Source organism: Flavobacterium sp. AG291 (assembly GCF_003350375.1).
In the GTDB taxonomy this organism is placed as follows: domain Bacteria; phylum Bacteroidota; class Bacteroidia; order Flavobacteriales; family Flavobacteriaceae; genus Flavobacterium; species Flavobacterium suzhouense.
Genome location: NZ_QQAR01000013.1, coordinates 110,470 through 126,730 on the forward strand (window position 1 = coordinate 110,470; position 16,261 = coordinate 126,730).

Consider the following 16,261-nt stretch of genomic DNA (forward strand, 5'->3'; position numbering starts at 1 on the left):
GGATTTTTTTTTACTATATGGATGAAGATTATTTTCTCTTCATTATGATTTCCATGTTCTTATGTTGTTTACCATTTTTCATGCAGAACATCTCCATCTTGCGAGTGTTGGCATCAACAACGGTAAACAGTTCACGGCACCAAACCGCTTTTTCTTTTGTTGGGTCTACCATTTCTCCTTTAAAGTCTAATGATTTACCGTCAGGGCTCATTTCGCCTTTCATCACCATCATACCCGTTCCCATGTTGTCGATCCAGGTTGAGATAAACTCTTTAGTGGAATTATCGTAGGCTACAGTACCTTTGCCTTCAAAAGGCATTCCCATCATCATCCCTTTGTAATTAGATTCCTGATACCTGCCTCCTAAAATCATTTTAGTTTCTGATGTTGAAGTAGCTTTTTCGGGTTTACTGTTTTCGTCGTGCCAAAAGGTCATTTCGTTAGTCCATGAACCGTTATCTGCAGCAAGGAATTTATGAGCTTCACCCGGAGTCATGTATTTTTGCCATGCTTCCATTTCTGCAACCGAATCCATAGGTTTTTCTGCTTCCGGAGCTTCTTCTGTAACTACTTTTGCAGTATCAGCAGTAGTAATTTCGGTTTCTACTTTTACTTCTTTTTTACATGATGTAAAGCATAATGCCATTACTGACATTGAGAGTAAGATTTTTTTCATAATTGTTTGGTATTTTGTTTGTTACCATAAAAATATGAAAAAAAAGTATACGAAATTATTCTTCTGTGAAAACAATACTTTCGTAAGCACCTATGTCATAAGGAGATTGTCTTGAAACCCCAAGTATATCGGTACCTACAACTGTTGCAACTGCTGCATCAGCTGTGCCATTGGCTGCCGAATCTTCACCGATAAAAAGAATGTTATTTTGAGGGTCTAAGAAATCGGGTTTATCGTTGATTGAACTTTTAGCAATAATACATTCTGTATATAAAGCTTTTTCCGGATCATTGGCATCAGAAGGGTATAGTGGATTGCTTCTAAGTTGATTGGACGTATCTATTACCTTAATCAAACAGTGATTGAATTTTGTTTTAAAAGTAACATCCTGAGGGAATTTATTTTCTAAAGATAGCCCAAGATTAGAAGAACCATAAAGAATGCAATTGTCAAAATTAGCAACAAGATTACTTACCAGTACTGCATCTTCAGTCTCAGTATAATCATTAATAAGAAGCGGAACCTGGTTAAAAGCACTAAAGTAATTAGCAAAGGTACATTGCCTGAAATTATAATCTCCCCCTTGTGTTAAAGCTACAGATGCCTGTCCGGCATTGTTTGCCACAAGATTGTCTCCATTGATATAGGCATGTCTGGCTAATATACCAAAATCCGTACAATTGTAAATTTGGGAGTTATTTATCGTTAGCCTTGGACGAACATCATCCAGTACATCCATTAATATGCCTACAGCAGCGTTTTTAAGAGTAAGATGGTTAATGGAGTTGTTCTCTCCTGAAAAAATCCAAAGTGTATTCCATTGTCCGGCGACGTCTGAGAACTCAGGTTCCAGTCTGTCTCCTTCAAAGATTACTTCATTTTCCAATGCTTCTGTTGAAGAAAGTCCCCCATTAATGTTTAAGGTTCCTGAAGTGTCTACAACAAGTCCTGAACCGGCGTGAAAATGCACTCTGGCTCCGGGGTCTACGGTTAGGGTCTTTCCATTAGGTACAAGCGCATAACCATATACCACATAAGGTTTTTCATTTGTCCAGTGCAGTTCATCTGCTGTTGTCAGTTCATGTCCTTCAAGGTTGGTTGAGTATCCGCTAAGATTAAGTTTTTCTTTTATATTATCGGGCAATGATCTGTTCGGTTTAATGAATACCGCATCCTGTACTAAGGTTACAAGTTCTACTTTTTGTGTGCCGTTAGTGTGTTCAAACTGAATGTTATCAGTGTAAAGGAAAGTAGTTTCGCTATTGGTATATTTACTGTAATCAATAGTAGTTTCTACAAAAATGAACATACTGTCTTTAGCAAGCAGTTCGACATCGTTAAAGACTTTTCCGGGAACACCGTCTACCATTAGGCGGTATTCAGAATCATTATTCTGACCAAGGTGTATTGAAGGTATCTTAATATCCTTATCGCTGCGGTTATATACTTTCAGGGTATAGGTGCTCGACCCTATATTGGTAAACACAGTATCAAGATATACTGTATCTCTTGAAAATTCCAGACTTGCGTTACTGCTTCGCTCAAACTCGAAGTCTTCACGGCAAGAGGTGAAACACAATCCAAAACCAATAAAAAGTAAAAGTAAATAATAGCGCATAGCGTTAACAATTTTTGGTAAAAGTAGCCATTAATTTGAAATATTAAAAAGCAATCTATTTGGTAAACGCAGTAATTTTAATTTTAGTTTATAATTGTTTATTATTCCCCCTTTGGGGGTTAGGGGGCTTTTCGTAATTTTACGCATCTAAATCTACACTATGTCATTCGATAAAGAAAAAGCACTTAAAATGTGCAATGATTTCTGTAAAAATACCTTAATGGAAACGCTTGAAATTACTTTCACTGATGCAGGTGAAGGATTTCTTGAAGCTAAAATGCCTGTAAACTCAAGAGTACACCAACCGATGGGATTGCTTCATGGTGGTGCTACCGTAGCCTTAGCAGAGAGTGTGGGTAGTGCCGCATCACTATTGTTTGTAAATCCTGAAGTGACAGAGGTGAGGGGAATCGAGATATCTGCCAATCACCTTCGCGCCAAACGTGATGGAATCGTTACCGGTACTGCAAGAATAATACATCAGGGTAGAAGCCTACACTTATGGGAAATTAAAGTAACGGATGAACAAGGAAGACTGATTTCGTTATGTAAACTGACCAATATGATAATGCCGAGAAGGCGATAATTTGTTTCATTCGGTTATTTGGTTATTTGTGTTTCGAATAACCAAATTGACAAATAACAAATCCACTTTTAATGACCGATCTATTCCAAAAAATAAAGTCCCAGTTAGAATTAGGGTATCCATTTGCTGTTTTTTGCAAACCCGGTAGCAATAGCGTAACCGGAATTTTCCAGAATAATACAAAAGCACATTTCCTGACCGATTATTCGCAGAAGGGATTTGTTTTTGCACCATTTGATGGTGATAAAATATGTTTTGTTCCTGAGGCAGAATCTGATATGCTTTCAGTTGAATTGAAAACCGAAGGTTTTGTTCTTTGCGAAATTCAACAACCAGAAATCGATACTAATGCTAAAGCTGCTTTTGAAGCTTTGGTTAGCAAAAGTGTTGATGCAATCAAATCAGGTAGTTTTGAAAAGCTCGTGCTTTCGAGAACAGAAACTGTTGGTATGACAGATACTATAATCACAGTCTATTCAAAACTGTTAGCTGCGTACCCTATGGGATATCGCTATTGTTTTTTTCATCCTGAAAGCGGATTATGGATGGGGGCAACTCCCGAGCAATTGTTAAAAGTAGAAAACAAGACGCTTCATACAGTTGCCCTTGCCGGAACACAGCTTTACAAAGAAGCTGAACAGGCTGTATGGGAAAATAAGGAGAAGGAAGAACAGCAGTTTGTTACCGGCTATATAGTGGAATCGGTACAGCCTTATACCAGTGACATCCGCAAAACCGAACCCTATACTTTCAGGGCAGGGAATATAGTCCACATTAAGACTGATATTACAGCCGAGCTAAAAGACTCAGGTAGCCTGCAGGGAATTATTTCAGCACTGCATCCTACGCCTGCTGTATGCGGACTACCAAAACAGGAGGCTAAAGCGTTTCTTTTGGAGAACGAAGGTTATGACAGGCAGTATTACTCAGGGTACCTGGGCGAATTAAATATAGATATTGATTCGGGACAACATAAAACAGATCTGTTCGTAAATCTTCGTAGTATGAAAGTTGTTGGCGATACCGCTCATTTATTCGTAGGTTGCGGTTTAACGAAAGACAGCGACCCTGAAAAAGAATTTATGGAGACTGTAAATAAGAGCATGACAATGCGAAGAGCCCTTTAGGCTGATTTGGTGATTCGGTTATCTGTTTATTAGAAGCCACAAATAATCAAAACGCAAAACCGCATAAACATTCTTCGTAACTTTGCAGTTAAAATGATTTTTTTAAGGTTAGAGTAGGCAACTTTAAACCTTAAACTTTAAACCAAAATTAATGAAATTAGATATACTTGTATTTGGCGCACATCCTGACGACGTTGAGTTAAGCTGTGGTGCCACTATTGCCAAAGAAATATCCCTGGGCAAAAAGATAGGGATTGTGGATTTAACCCGAGGCGAACTTGGAACGCGAGGTTCAGCGGAACTAAGGGATGAAGAAGCCGCTGATGCCGCAGAAATTTTGGGTGTTGCAATAAGGGAAAATCTTCGTATGCGCGATGGCTTTTTCGTTAATGATGAAAAGCATCAGCTTGAAGTGATAAAGATGATACGTAAATACCGCCCCGAAATTGTGATATGCAACGCGATTGATGATCGTCATATTGATCATGGTAAAGGCAGTAAACTTGTAAGTGATTCATGTTTTCTTTCGGGATTGAGGAAAATTGAAACCGAACTTGAAGGGGACAAGCAGGAGCAATGGAGACCGAAGCTGGTGTACCATTATATACAGTGGAAAAACATTACGCCCGATTTTGTAGTAGATGTTACCGGATTCATGGATAAAAAGGTGGAATCGCTTATGGCATATAAGTCCCAGTTTTATGATCCAAACAGTACCGAACCGGTTACGCCGATAGCGACAAAAAACTTTAAAGAGAGCATTCTTTACCGTGCGGCCGACCTTGGAAGGCTAATAAATACAGAATATGCGGAAGGTTTTACGGTTGAAAGGTATTTGGCAGTGAACAGTTTAGCAGATTTGATATAAAAATCTTAAAAAAAGTAGCAAATAAATTTGCTGAAAACGTAGGACTGTACTATATTTGCACTCGCAAAACAGATGGTGATTGTAGCTCAGTTGGTTAGAGCGTCGGATTGTGGTTCCGAAGGTCGGGGGTTCGAGACCCCTCATTCACCCCTAAGTGGAAAACCACGCTATAAGCGGCTTTAGAGAGATTTAAAGCCGCTTTTTTTATGCCAACAATTTTACGTTTAGTCAAAACTGCATACGAAACTGCATACGATTTGAACTCATATAAAAAACAATATAGCGAACCTAAAATAGAAGATTGCGGAGGGGATCTTTCGCAACGTTGGTATGTTTATTATTCTTTCCGCAACCCTGATACAGGAAAGCTTCAACGCCAAACTCCCATTTATACCGGGTTATCACAGCATAAGACAATAACAGATAGGAGGGCAGCAGCAGAAGTCTTGCGAAAAACGGTAAAAAATATTCTTGAGGGAGGCTTCAATCCATACGTGGAAAACGAGACCGACGAAGAGAGACTGGAAAAAATGACCGTGAGTGATGCTCTGGACTATGCTCTTAGGATTGGTAAAAATACCTGGAGCGAAACTTCCTATCCTGATCTTAAAAGCCGGGTAACACAGTTCAAAGTATGGTTGAATAATAACGGTCATAAAGAAAGATACATTACAGCAGTTACCAAAAAGACAGTGATCCGGTATTTAAACACTATTTTAGAGCGTTCCAGTGCATCAAACCGGAATAATACTAAGAATACCCTTTCGGCTGCGTTTGGCATCCTTACGGATAATGAGATCATTCCGGCAAACTTTATAAAGGATATCAAGCAATTGAAATCTACTCCAGAAAGGCACAGATCATATACAACAACACAGGAAAACGATCTGTATAACTACCTTTTAGAAAATGATCCGCTACTTTTGCTATATGTGAAATTTGTATGTTATAATTTTTTAAGGCCAGTAGAAGTAAACCGCTTAAGGGTTAAAGACCTTGATCTAAAAGATAAGACAATTATTTTCAAGGAAAAAAATAAACCTATTAAAACAAAATACCTCCCATCCATACTATATAAGGAACTTTATAATTTACCATTGGGAGAACCCGACGATTTTATTTTCACTCCTACCGGTGTTGGTAAGTGGGATGCCAACGACAGGTCAAGGCGCGATCACTTCAGTAAAAGGTTCAAGCTTGTAAAAGATAAATTTGGGCTTGACGAAGAATACGGAATATATAGCTTCAGGCATACTTTCATAACCAAGCTTTACAATGCGCTGATTAAGAAACTCACCCCGGACGATGCTATGAGTCACTTAATGACAATAACAGGCCATGCTACACAGGCAGCATTGAAAAAGTATTTACGTAAAACAGATTCATTTAAGCCGAAAGACTGGTCAGAGTATTTTGAAAAATAAAAAAATCCCCTTTGGTGGGCGAAGGGGATACAATAAATCAATATATGAAGGGAATATATTTACGTAAATATAATAAAAAAGCCTCTTCAACCACGAAGAGGCTATAACCAACCAATTATTACAAACTTGTTAAAGTTTTTAATGGCGCAAATGTATTAAAATGTTGTTACTTTTCTTACGTTTAGACTTTTGTTTTTTATATTCTGTTTTTTTAACAATAGCTTATTTATAATATAGGCTCATTAAAAATACCCATTGATGGGGATTTTTGTAAAGTTTTACTTGTTTAAATTTGCAGCATTATCAAAATTAAAAAGTATGAAGAAAATTCTATTTTTTTTGCTCGCGCTCATTATTATAGCTTGTTCAAATTCCGATGATTCAACTTGCGGAACTTATAATGGTAAAAGTGTTTATGAGGGACCTCAGGGTGGATGTTATTATATTAATTCCAGTGGGAATAAAGAATATGTTGATCGATCATATTGTAATTGTTAGTTGTTTTTCCGTATCAAAACAAGTAAATACACCTATTTATTTTTTAAAATAAAATAATATGTTTGTAACAAATAATATTGTTCATCGTTTAAATAATACAACTAAGCAGATACAATTTTTAATTGTAAAAATAAATTGTACTTTTGCGCCCGATTTCGGAACGTACTAAAATAGTGCTAAAAAAAATTTGAAAAATGAATTTTAGTACTATATTTGATAATAAATTAGAGTTAATAAGAATTCTAAAATTTAAAAAAAGGAAACTATGAATGCCAATGTAACAGATAAGTCTTTGGAGTTAAACAAAGGATTTGTCGAAAGTTTAACGGCTGCAGAACTAAATGATTTAATGAAGGAGTTCGATGATTATGAAATCGAAAGATGCAATTCCGGATTTTACAGTCATGATTCTGTACACGAATATTTATATAAAGTTGCAAAGCTTTTTAATAAAGAAAAACGAAAATCTGTAAATTTAAAAGATAATGAAGAGGACCTTAATAAGGTCCTCTCTTTTTATAACTAATTTACTTAACCAACCACACACTAATGAAATCAGATTTAAAATTTGTAAATTTTGTTGTTCCAAAATTTATTTTCGAAAAGACAGCAGTTGAAGAAAAAGATAGTACTTTTTCTATTGAACCCCAAGTAGTAATTAGTAGATCAGACAATCAGTTTCATATCAATATCGATGTTGAAATTTTAGATGTTGAACACAATTTTAATTTAAAAATGCTATGTATCGGTATTTTTACCTATGAAACCACAGAGGAAAAAACGCTTTTAGATTTTATGTCTCTTAATGGGCCAGCTATAGTTTTTCCGTATGTAAGAAGTTTTATATCTTCTTATACTGCTTTATCGGGTTTTGATACAATTACTTTACCTACATTAAACTTCGCAGGACAGAAAGAAAAATTAATTGAAACTTTAATTGATTTAGATTCTTTAAACGATGAGCAATAATCTTTATGTATATACTTACCAACATACGTGTAATAAAGGGCATCAAGCTTATATCCTTAAAAATGCTCCTTTTAAAGCTCCAGTACGTATAGTAAAAGGAAAGAAAAAAATACCTTTTTTAGGAGAAGGTTATTATTTATGGGAAGAGAACATGGCAGCTGCTCACAGATGGGGGCAAAAGCATTACAATAATATCTATAGTATTGTTGAATATAAAGATTTAGAAATAAATGATGGTGAGTTTTTAGATTTAACGGATAGGCGTCAATTAGAATATTTCAAAAACTTACAGGATACATTTACTTCTAAAAGACCAGAATCAGCTTCATGGAAATTAGGTCAATGGATAGAGTTTTTTAAATTTAATAGGCAGAGAGACCATGCTTTATTTCCTTTTAATTATATAAAAGCTGATGAACATCTACCGGATATTGAAGAAAATCAATTAGTGAGACAAAAGGTGTTCTTTTCTGAAGGGATGCCATATTTTACTTATTTTTCTCCGCTATATATGTTATGTGTAATAGATAAGAAACAAATGAAATTTGATTCAGAAACGTTTGTTACCTAATTAAAAGCGCTCCTTTTTGGAGCGCTTTTAATTAATGTTTTACTTTAACTACTCTGCCACCTTTAGCATACTTGTAGCCTTTTTTTAACTGGCCGTTTGATTTTACACCCTCACGTTTAATTACTTTACTGCATAGTTTTTTTGCTGTTGTTGCAGTTTTCCTTTTAGCTGGAGCTTTCCTTTTTGCTGTTGCCATAATATATGTATTAATAGATTAATTTATCCCATTTAAAGCCGGATTCGTAAATTTTTGCATTTGTGATAATGCCTATATTATTAAGTAGTTCATCATCGATAATCATTATCTCTTTTGAACCATCATTTATATAGGCCTGTTGGTTTTCATATTCAACACGTAACCCATTACCATATAAAAGATAGAGTATTGAGCCCTTAGCACTTTTAATAACGTTGCCTACATTTTTACGAGCAAAAGCAAAAGCGATTTCTTTTTTAGACCATTCCCTTTCTGCTTCAGTAATTTCAACAAGGCCATACACGTGTTTACCTACCAAATAAAGTCCAGTTGTAAAGAGTATTTTTCCTAACATAAAACATCAAACTTTAATTGTACTTTTTCTTTTTGGGGTTCATTTTCTTGAATGGGGATATCTGTATTATTTCCTTGTTCAGGATTATATACAGTTCCCGTAGCAATGTTATATGCAATGGTTTCAAGAGGAACAAGAGTGTAGCGGTTCTTATCAAAATAGGCGTAGTTATCAGCAAAAGAACTTTCCTTAACCATCTTAGTTATGATGTCACCATCAAACACTACTTCAGCACCTCCTTTAGTTCGCCCGGTTGTCGTTTGTTGGAAAATGATAACGAACACCTTTCCGTTGAATTTTTTACGTAAATCTTCATCAAGTTTCAAAGGGCCAACCATACGCAACAGTTTTTGCCAACTGTCTATAAAGATGATATCGTAATCAGCAATCAACTCGTATAGCTGTGCGGTATTTTCAACCTCCGCAACTGTATCAATATTTTGTTGTGCAGCAGCAGACAAATATTTATCTCTTTTATCTGTTGCAAGTGAACTTAACGGATGCTCTTCTCCTGAAATAAATAAACAGCTATTGCCAGGTGTAGCAAAATCATTCATAAACTTATAAAGTGCTGTTGTCTTACCTGCCCCTTGTTCACCATCTAACGTAATAACTACGCTGCCTACAGGTTTACGCTCTACACGCTGAAAAAATTTTCCAGTTTCACCATTGATTATAAAGAAATCTGCCGGGGCTGCATTTGAGCTTTCATTTATGCCCATTACCAAAGGGTTTTTCTTTCTTGTCGTTGTTACAGCAGTAAGAGTGTTTTCTTTAAATTCTTGTTCAGACTGAACTGGATCTTTTCTCACTTCAGTTATTTGATTTTGTTCAGGCTCATTTTGTTGAGTTTCTGCACCTTTTAGCCCGTCAAACATGGAGTAGTTATACTTTTGGTTTTTCAGACTTTCTACACGCCCTCTGATAGCATTTACAAACTCTACACCTCTGTCAGAAAGTGTTATAACATAGTAATTTGAATTATCATCTATATCGTAGTACCAAAGCATATAATCAGGTATCCCCTGTATAATCGCTTTTTGAAACTTTGATGGCTTTATTTCGATATCTTCAGCAGTAATATCATCAACATCTTTTAAAACCGTATACAGTACATTTGCTTGCATCGGTTTTACTTTGTATTTACCGGAGGCTAAAACTTCATTGATTGCGGTGGTTACACTTGCGCTTTTTGGTTTACGACTGAATGATATGGGGTTTACAGCTTCAAGGTGTTTTTTATGAGCGTCGATATCTTTTTTCTTCTCTATAACAGATTCCTTTTCAACAGGCTTCTTTTTCGCTTTTGACTTTGTTTTTTTAGGTGTGTCCTTTTTACGGATATCTAAAAAGTATTTTGGATCGCCTTTACTATCGTATTGCAAAATATAATCAGCTATGGCCTGTGCCTGTGTAGCTGCACGCATTAGAAAACGGTTATCTTCCTGTAAAAAAGTTAATGCAGAGTTCCAGCCCTTCAGGTATGCAGCTGAATTTTTTGCGGTGTGAAAAATAATACCGGATTCAGCACTTAAAAAAGTAGCCCCAAATTCTGCAATCAATTCTTCAAAAGCATAGTCCTTTGATCCAAATTTGTTACCAAGCTTACGTGATAATCTATTCTTGTGGCCTGTACTATGACTTAACTCATGAAAGTAAGTTGTATAATATCCCTGTACAGTTTCAAAATCTTGTATGTATGGCATTCTAAGGATATCCGAGCCACTATTATATGAGGCAGTATTACCGCCCAATTTTAATGATGGAGCAGGATCAGGATACTTTTTAATGATCGCTTCAGCTATAGGCATACGATGTTCATCCATAGCCGGCAACGGCTTATCAATAAAACCATGCTTAAAATTTTCCAGGTTAAAATCGATGCCCTCAATATCTTTACCATTGAATACCTTGTAATACTTCAGGATCGGTAAAACAAACTGTTCTACATTATCAGTAGGCAGGTTTTTAGATTTTAGCAGCGCAATAAACTTCTCACGGTCATAACTCGAAAGATCTATTTTTTTTGCTGCATCCTGATATAAGTAAAGTTTTGTAAAATAGACTACCTCGTGACCTTTAGTGCCTTTTTTTATTTTCCCTTTCAATTCTTCAACCTGTTTGAATGTCAGGAAAAAAGGATTTTCAAGTGGTCTGAACCCGGTAAGTAAAATTCTGTTGATACCCCGGTACATTTTCTTTGTAACAAAGTTGAAAGGCAAGGTATAACCATTGCCGTAAAATTGTGCTTCCCAAGGTTTTTTCCAGTCGTTTGAGTTCGCTTGTTTAATCAACTGGATCATTTTATCAGTCATCATCTGATAAATTTCGTTAGGGCTTACTGCTTTGCCAAGGCCAGTAATGATATCGTCTTTATCATCTTCGCAATCAAGGCAGCTAATAAGACTTTCTGGAACAACCTCTACAGATGGTTTTGATATTAAGAGCCTGAATTCTTTTGCATCCGGATATGCAGCAAGAACAGCCTGAACACGATCAATAAGTGCAGGCTGCTCTTGTATTTTGCCTTCAGTAATGAACTGCTGAAGTTCCTTGCGAGTTACCGTTTTTCGGTTTAAAGCATTAAATTTTTCGACTATACTCATAATTACCCCTCAATTACATATTCACTACCCAAAACCTCTACTACCGCCTCAACGCTTAAGCCTGTAGTAATTGACGTTACATCAAATTCAGTCATATTAGCCAGGTTATCAAGTAAAGAAGTAAGCGAGACTTTAAAAGGGAGGTTTTTCAGTTCCGTTGTTGAATTTGCAGGGATTTCCAATTCGGTAAGATTTACATCAGCCTGCCCGAAGTAAGTACCGTTTTTGTAAATACTTACTCTCTTAAGTGTAACTATATTTGCGCCACTAACTGAAAAGCTTTCGTTAGTAGGATTTTGCAGCATAAAGTTTAGGTTGAAACTTAGTTCTGTAAAGTTTTTAAGCTTTACATTACTGATATCGCTCGGCCAAATTTTCATCCTGTCGAAAACGGCTTTCAAAACCAACACTTTTTTTGCGGTAAGGACTGCAATACCTAAAATAGCCAGTCCACCGACAATTACTATAGTTCCTGCTTTCATAGTTTAAATTTTAATGCTTACTAATAAGATTTTAATGCAATTTCTTTAACTCCTTTGGCCTTAAACAAAGCAGCTTGTGTCTGCTGACCAAAATCGCCATCGATAGTAATGCCTAAACGCCTTTGCAGTTCTGCCACTTCTGTACTATCATACATACCATATTTCAATACTAAATTTGTATTAATGACTGTTGTATCAATAAGGTCAGTGGGATTGATGAGTACGCCTTTTTTGTCGTAAACTTCAAAATGAACATGGTTAACCATTGTTGCACCATGCTTTGCGGAAATATCCTGAGCAACACCTACTTTTTGTCCCGATATCACTTTTGCACCAACTTTTACAGTAGGTGTGAGATAGAACATTTGCACAGTATGAGTCGCATTTTTTATTTCAATACCAGTATATTTTGGATCATTGGCGTAAGCTAAAAGTATACGGGTAATCGTACCTGATATTGGAGAATAAATTGCTTCGCCCGGGATTGCCCTAAAGTCAATACCACCATGTTTACGTGTACCACCGGAACGTGATGCGCCATAATTACCACATCCAAGCGGATCACATCCCCTTAATGTTTTACTTCGTGTCGGGGCTGCAAAAATTGTATTAGATTTCATCAGTAAATAAATTAGTGCCACACCGGCAATTACAAAAGTGATTTTTTTCGTATCCATGTTCTTACTTTGCTAATTAGATATCCGCAAAAGAATAGGAGGCAAGCCCATCCGAAATAAGCAGGATATTTATAGTACCAAGGGGTAAACTTTACAACAACAGGAATTTCTTTTGTTTTAAGCTTGTCGATATAAACAATGCTATCTCTGCTGACATAGTTTTTTTCGCTTTTGGTTTCCGCGAGGTTTTGGTATGCAATAAGTAAATTGCGGTATTTGTCATAGTACACACCATATTTATTGTCTCCTGATACCTTGTTAGTGTTTACTTGCTCAAGTATTTTATCGATAGCTTCCTGACAAACAGAATCACATTCTTTCTTACTGGTTCTGATCTTACCTATAACAACCTGAAGGCTATCGGCAATAGCTTTATTCCTGTCGATTTCTTTCGTTGCAATGGTGTTGACAGTAGTATTTTGAGTTGTATTGTCTGTTTCTTTGACAGTAGGTAATGGAGGCTTTCCACATGATGCGATCAGTATTAGTCCTATGAATATTAAAAGCCAGGTGTTTTTTAGTGTTTTCATTAGTTTATCTTTTTGATTTGTTTTCTTACTGTATCAAAGGCAGTGATAGCCAGTTCTTCCAACTTTGAGTAAATAAGGTCACTCATTGATCCTGCAAGGCTGCAAAAAGCGTAAGAGAAAAGTTTATTGAAATGTAGAAACTGATCAATAAAAGCATAAGCTATACCTGCAATAAAAAGCGACATAAAGGCCTCAATTAAAAACCTTTTAAAAGTGATTTTTGTTCCTTTTTCATGGAGTTTACGCATTTTGTAAACTGATCCTGCAATAACGAACATCGCAAAAGAGAAAAATTCAGCTAATGGTTTAAATATTTGGGTAATTATTTCGGCAGGATTTTTCATAGTAATTCTTTATTGGATTTCGATTTTTTAATGCTTTGAGATTAATTTTATGGTTTTACCTCACAGATTACATTCCAAACGGCAGAACCATTATTATTGAATGCTCTTAGCGTTGCTGAAACTGTTACGTCTAATTCCGTAAGCAAAGCCCCCTTTTTAATTACTCCATGTAGTTTTATACTTTGTCCTTGTGAAACCACTACTATTTCTTTTGAAATATTTTCAGCAGGATCAGGGAGATACCAGTCAGAACCAATAGCGTTATTATCTTCAAAAAAGGTTCTTTTATAGAATTGAATGTCTTCGGTGTATATGTTGAAATTGGGAGCGTAAACGCCTACATAACCATTAATAAAATTTAACTGTCGTTCTACAAACTCTTTATCTACTAATGATCTTTCCGTGTAGTCAGCAGAATAGTCTTGTAAGTATTGTATACCTTTTTGGTTTTGTGAGTTGACTATTATGTCACCGTCTGAATTTATAACTACACTACCATCTGAAACATATACTGAACTTTCTCTTGATTCTAAATCATTTCGTGCGTAAAGCGCAGCTATCGCTGGATTCGTGTAAGTATCATCAAAAGCACTGACATATATTTCAGCAAATTTTGTTTGATTAGTATTATATGCACCCATTAGTGCAAAAGCCCATTCTGCGATATTGGAAAGAGATATATTTTCCCCAACACTTACTTCGGAACCACGCTCAAAAACATCTTGTGCGGTATCTGATCCACCGCCTCCAGAACTACCCGGAAACCATTCTACGCTTGTTCCTATGCTGCTCATCCTTATTTTGTTTATAGAGGTTATAAATTGCCCACGCACCGTAGGTAATACCGCCTAAAGCGACTATTGTTATAATTGTTCGGGCAGTGTTACTTTTTTTTTTAGATCAAGTCCTATTATTGCCATTGCTTCAGTATAGTCACTGTCGGTAATGTATTGGTTCACGGTAGGTCCGTTCTCAATCCTGACCATGATCTTACAAATTGCGATAATTGTTTCCTGGCTTAGTTCGATTAAATCTAACGCTGTAATTCCAACACTTGCAGCAACCGTATTTATATATGAAACCGTATTGTTTTCAAAAGATGGTGCATACTCTGTAATTAATGCCTGAATTGTGTTTTTACCTCCCTTGATATCTGAAATAAGATCACGCATCATTGCACGGAGGCCGTAACGTAATTCTATAAATTGCTCGAATTTGCCATCAGTGTTTTGACTTAATGGCACTTTACCCACCCATGAAATTGAGGTCTGTATAAGATTTCCGGGGTTGTTGTTCCTGATGCCTCGCGGATAACCGGGTTTATTCAAATAATTTTTAGCCATTATATTCGTACTGTTACAGGTTTAGTAGTCTTCTTTGATGGTGTCGAATTGTTTACAGTTTGTGGCTTTTTGCTTTTCGTTGTAACCGCTAATGCAATGGCTACTGCAACACCGCCCAACACCCACGCAAGAGTATTATCCTTTTTCTTTTTGGTAGTTCCATTGATTACCAAAGCCGGTTGCAACTTTACCACTGATGGGAATTCACTTGCTTTAAAGCTTACTACTCCATAGCCGTGAGATTCTACTTTTATAGTGCTGTTAGGGTCTAAAGCTAAAAATGTGAATGCGCCGGTCTCTTCATCAGTCCATACGTTACCGCTAACAGTCTGACCGACTGCTGTAGCTACTTCCGATATCTGTGCTATTTGGTAAAGCGGTAGGCCGCTTTCATCCAATATCTTTCCTGTTATCTTGTAAGGCATATCTATAGATTTATAGAAGTGGTTGGTATTTTAGTCTTAGCGTGTTGTATTGTGATGATGATAGCTCATTTTCAAGCCACACCTGAAGCGGTAGAAGCGGTAAAGGAGTCAAAGGCCAAGGGTTGATCTGATTGCCTAATGTTTTGTTATAGCTTCTTTTTCCAAATTTGGCTGCTACCTGTGCGAATTGTGAAGCATTTACGTACTGGAGAGCATTCATAATTTTTGCTTCATCCGTACCCATTTCTTTCATTGCATCGTAGAGGGTTTCTGCTACGCTCGAGGGGTTAAATGTGGTACCTGGAATATTGGTATTTGTACCGTTACCTGTTGGATCATCTATACCGCCCGATTTATCGGTTTTAGGTAAGATTCTGCTAATCAAGAGAACAGCTACCAAACCTACACCAGCGTATAATGCGATTTTCTTTTCCTTATCTGTCATGGTTCTTTGATTTAAAATACACCGGGTAGAATAACTCTCAATTCTAAAAGATCATCACCACTAAACTGATCGTTGATCCACTCCACAAGATTCATTTCTTTGCTAAATGGGAGTATACCTTCTCTATTACCAAAGGCGTTGTATACCTTTACCCAACCGTTGTAGTTAAGCCCTGCAATGTTCATTGCAACGGCATCTTTATCAGCCCCAAAACCAACCATTGCCTGATAGATTGCTTCTGCTCGTGCATCGGCTTGCGCATCATTGATATTTGAAGCAGGCCAGTTAGGATTTGTACCTAATTTTATAAAACGATCCGTCCATAATCTATAGGCCACATAACCACAACCTGCAACAAACAGGGTTTTAAAAACGAAAGGGAGTATCTGAATACCTGCATCGGTAACCTTACGTTGGGTTTCTGATATATTGGAAATGGCCTGTTGTCCCGCCGGAGACGAAGCAACGGCGAGAACGGCGGGATTTCCAAGGCCTTTTTTATTTTTGGTCGTTCCTGTCAT

21 protein-coding genes and 1 tRNA gene are annotated in these 16,261 nt (G+C 36.6%); 8 read left to right on the top strand and 14 right to left on the bottom strand.

The window, feature by feature from the left end; genetic code table 11:
• Window positions 1–28: 28 nt before the first annotated feature.
• Complete coding sequence (locus DEU42_RS13825) at window positions 29–676, bottom strand: DUF1579 domain-containing protein (protein ID WP_114758897.1); 648 nt, start codon at window positions 674–676, stop codon at window positions 29–31.
• Between the two features lie 55 nt (window positions 677–731).
• Window positions 732–2,294 (bottom strand): hypothetical protein, encoded by a 1,563-nt coding sequence (locus DEU42_RS13830; protein ID WP_114758898.1) that lies wholly within the window; start codon window positions 2,292–2,294, stop codon window positions 732–734.
• A gap of 160 nt (window positions 2,295–2,454) precedes the next feature.
• On the opposite strand from DEU42_RS13830, the gene DEU42_RS13835 reads away from it, so the two are divergent.
• From DEU42_RS13835 to DEU42_RS13875, 8 genes are all read left to right on the top strand, one after another.
• On the top strand, window positions 2,455–2,880 hold the full coding sequence (locus DEU42_RS13835) for a PaaI family thioesterase (RefSeq protein ID WP_114758899.1): 426 nt from the start codon (window positions 2,455–2,457) through the stop codon (window positions 2,878–2,880).
• A 71-nt stretch (window positions 2,881–2,951) separates the two neighbouring features.
• A complete protein-coding gene (locus tag DEU42_RS13840) occupies window positions 2,952–4,007 on the top strand; it encodes an isochorismate synthase (protein ID WP_114758900.1) in 1,056 nt (351 codons plus the stop codon).
• Between the two features lie 151 nt (window positions 4,008–4,158).
• A complete protein-coding gene (bshB1, locus tag DEU42_RS13845) occupies window positions 4,159–4,875 on the top strand; it encodes a bacillithiol biosynthesis deacetylase BshB1 (RefSeq protein WP_114758901.1) in 717 nt (238 codons plus the stop codon).
• Window positions 4,876–4,949: 74 nt separating this feature from the next.
• Window positions 4,950–5,025: transfer RNA gene (locus DEU42_RS13850), tRNA-His, on the top strand.
• Window positions 5,026–5,081: 56 nt separating this feature from the next.
• The gene (locus DEU42_RS13855) at window positions 5,082–6,299 is read left to right on the top strand and encodes a tyrosine-type recombinase/integrase (RefSeq protein ID WP_114758902.1); all 1,218 of its coding nucleotides are present in this window, start codon (window positions 5,082–5,084) and stop codon (window positions 6,297–6,299) included.
• 763 nt (window positions 6,300–7,062) lie between these two features.
• Window positions 7,063–7,323, top strand: a complete 261-nt coding sequence (locus DEU42_RS13865) for a hypothetical protein (protein ID WP_114758903.1) — start codon at window positions 7,063–7,065, stop codon at window positions 7,321–7,323.
• Between the two features lie 23 nt (window positions 7,324–7,346).
• Window positions 7,347–7,766: a protein-export chaperone SecB gene (locus tag DEU42_RS13870; protein ID WP_114758904.1), complete on the top strand. Its 420-nt coding sequence runs from the start codon at window positions 7,347–7,349 to the stop codon at window positions 7,764–7,766.
• Window positions 7,756–8,337: a hypothetical protein gene (locus DEU42_RS13875; protein ID WP_114758905.1), complete on the top strand. Its 582-nt coding sequence runs from the start codon at window positions 7,756–7,758 to the stop codon at window positions 8,335–8,337. Before DEU42_RS13870 ends, DEU42_RS13875 begins: the two co-directional genes overlap by 11 nt.
• A 31-nt stretch (window positions 8,338–8,368) precedes the next feature.
• Here the strand turns inward: DEU42_RS13875 and DEU42_RS17465 are convergent, their stop codons facing one another.
• From DEU42_RS17465 to DEU42_RS13930, 12 genes are all read right to left on the bottom strand, one after another.
• On the bottom strand, window positions 8,369–8,533 hold the full coding sequence (locus DEU42_RS17465) for a hypothetical protein (protein WP_158537882.1): 165 nt from the start codon (window positions 8,531–8,533) through the stop codon (window positions 8,369–8,371).
• Window positions 8,534–8,543: 10 nt separating this feature from the next.
• A complete protein-coding gene (locus DEU42_RS13880) occupies window positions 8,544–8,888 on the bottom strand; it encodes a hypothetical protein (RefSeq protein ID WP_114758906.1) in 345 nt (114 codons plus the stop codon).
• Complete coding sequence (locus DEU42_RS13885; protein WP_114758907.1) at window positions 8,882–11,494, bottom strand: zincin-like metallopeptidase domain-containing protein; 2,613 nt, start codon at window positions 11,492–11,494, stop codon at window positions 8,882–8,884. Before DEU42_RS13885 ends, DEU42_RS13880 begins: the two co-directional genes overlap by 7 nt.
• A 2-nt stretch (window positions 11,495–11,496) precedes the next feature.
• Window positions 11,497–11,976, bottom strand: a complete 480-nt coding sequence (locus tag DEU42_RS13890; RefSeq protein WP_114758908.1) for a hypothetical protein — start codon at window positions 11,974–11,976, stop codon at window positions 11,497–11,499.
• 20 nt (window positions 11,977–11,996) lie between these two features.
• Window positions 11,997–12,653, bottom strand: coding sequence for a peptidoglycan DD-metalloendopeptidase family protein (locus tag DEU42_RS13895; protein ID WP_114758909.1), 657 nt, complete (start codon window positions 12,651–12,653; stop codon window positions 11,997–11,999).
• On the bottom strand, window positions 12,626–13,183 hold the full coding sequence (locus DEU42_RS13900) for a hypothetical protein (RefSeq protein WP_114758910.1): 558 nt from the start codon (window positions 13,181–13,183) through the stop codon (window positions 12,626–12,628). The genes DEU42_RS13895 and DEU42_RS13900 overlap by 28 nt, the downstream gene beginning before the upstream one ends.
• Window positions 13,183–13,527, bottom strand: a complete 345-nt coding sequence (locus tag DEU42_RS13905) for a hypothetical protein (RefSeq protein ID WP_114758911.1) — start codon at window positions 13,525–13,527, stop codon at window positions 13,183–13,185. Before DEU42_RS13905 ends, DEU42_RS13900 begins: the two co-directional genes overlap by 1 nt.
• A 47-nt stretch (window positions 13,528–13,574) precedes the next feature.
• On the bottom strand, window positions 13,575–14,321 hold the full coding sequence (locus tag DEU42_RS13910) for a hypothetical protein (protein ID WP_114758912.1): 747 nt from the start codon (window positions 14,319–14,321) through the stop codon (window positions 13,575–13,577).
• 69 nt (window positions 14,322–14,390) lie between these two features.
• Window positions 14,391–14,870, bottom strand: a complete 480-nt coding sequence (locus DEU42_RS13915; RefSeq protein ID WP_114758913.1) for a structural protein — start codon at window positions 14,868–14,870, stop codon at window positions 14,391–14,393.
• Window positions 14,870–15,295 carry a hypothetical protein gene (locus DEU42_RS13920; RefSeq protein WP_114758914.1) on the bottom strand — a complete coding sequence of 142 codons (426 nt, stop codon included), beginning with the start codon at window positions 15,293–15,295 and terminating at the stop codon, window positions 14,870–14,872. The genes DEU42_RS13915 and DEU42_RS13920 overlap by 1 nt, the downstream gene beginning before the upstream one ends.
• Window positions 15,296–15,305: 10 nt before the next feature.
• Window positions 15,306–15,740, bottom strand: a complete 435-nt coding sequence (locus DEU42_RS13925; RefSeq protein ID WP_114758915.1) for a hypothetical protein — start codon at window positions 15,738–15,740, stop codon at window positions 15,306–15,308.
• An 11-nt stretch (window positions 15,741–15,751) separates the two neighbouring features.
• A complete protein-coding gene (locus tag DEU42_RS13930) occupies window positions 15,752–16,261 on the bottom strand; it encodes a hypothetical protein (RefSeq protein WP_114758916.1) in 510 nt (169 codons plus the stop codon).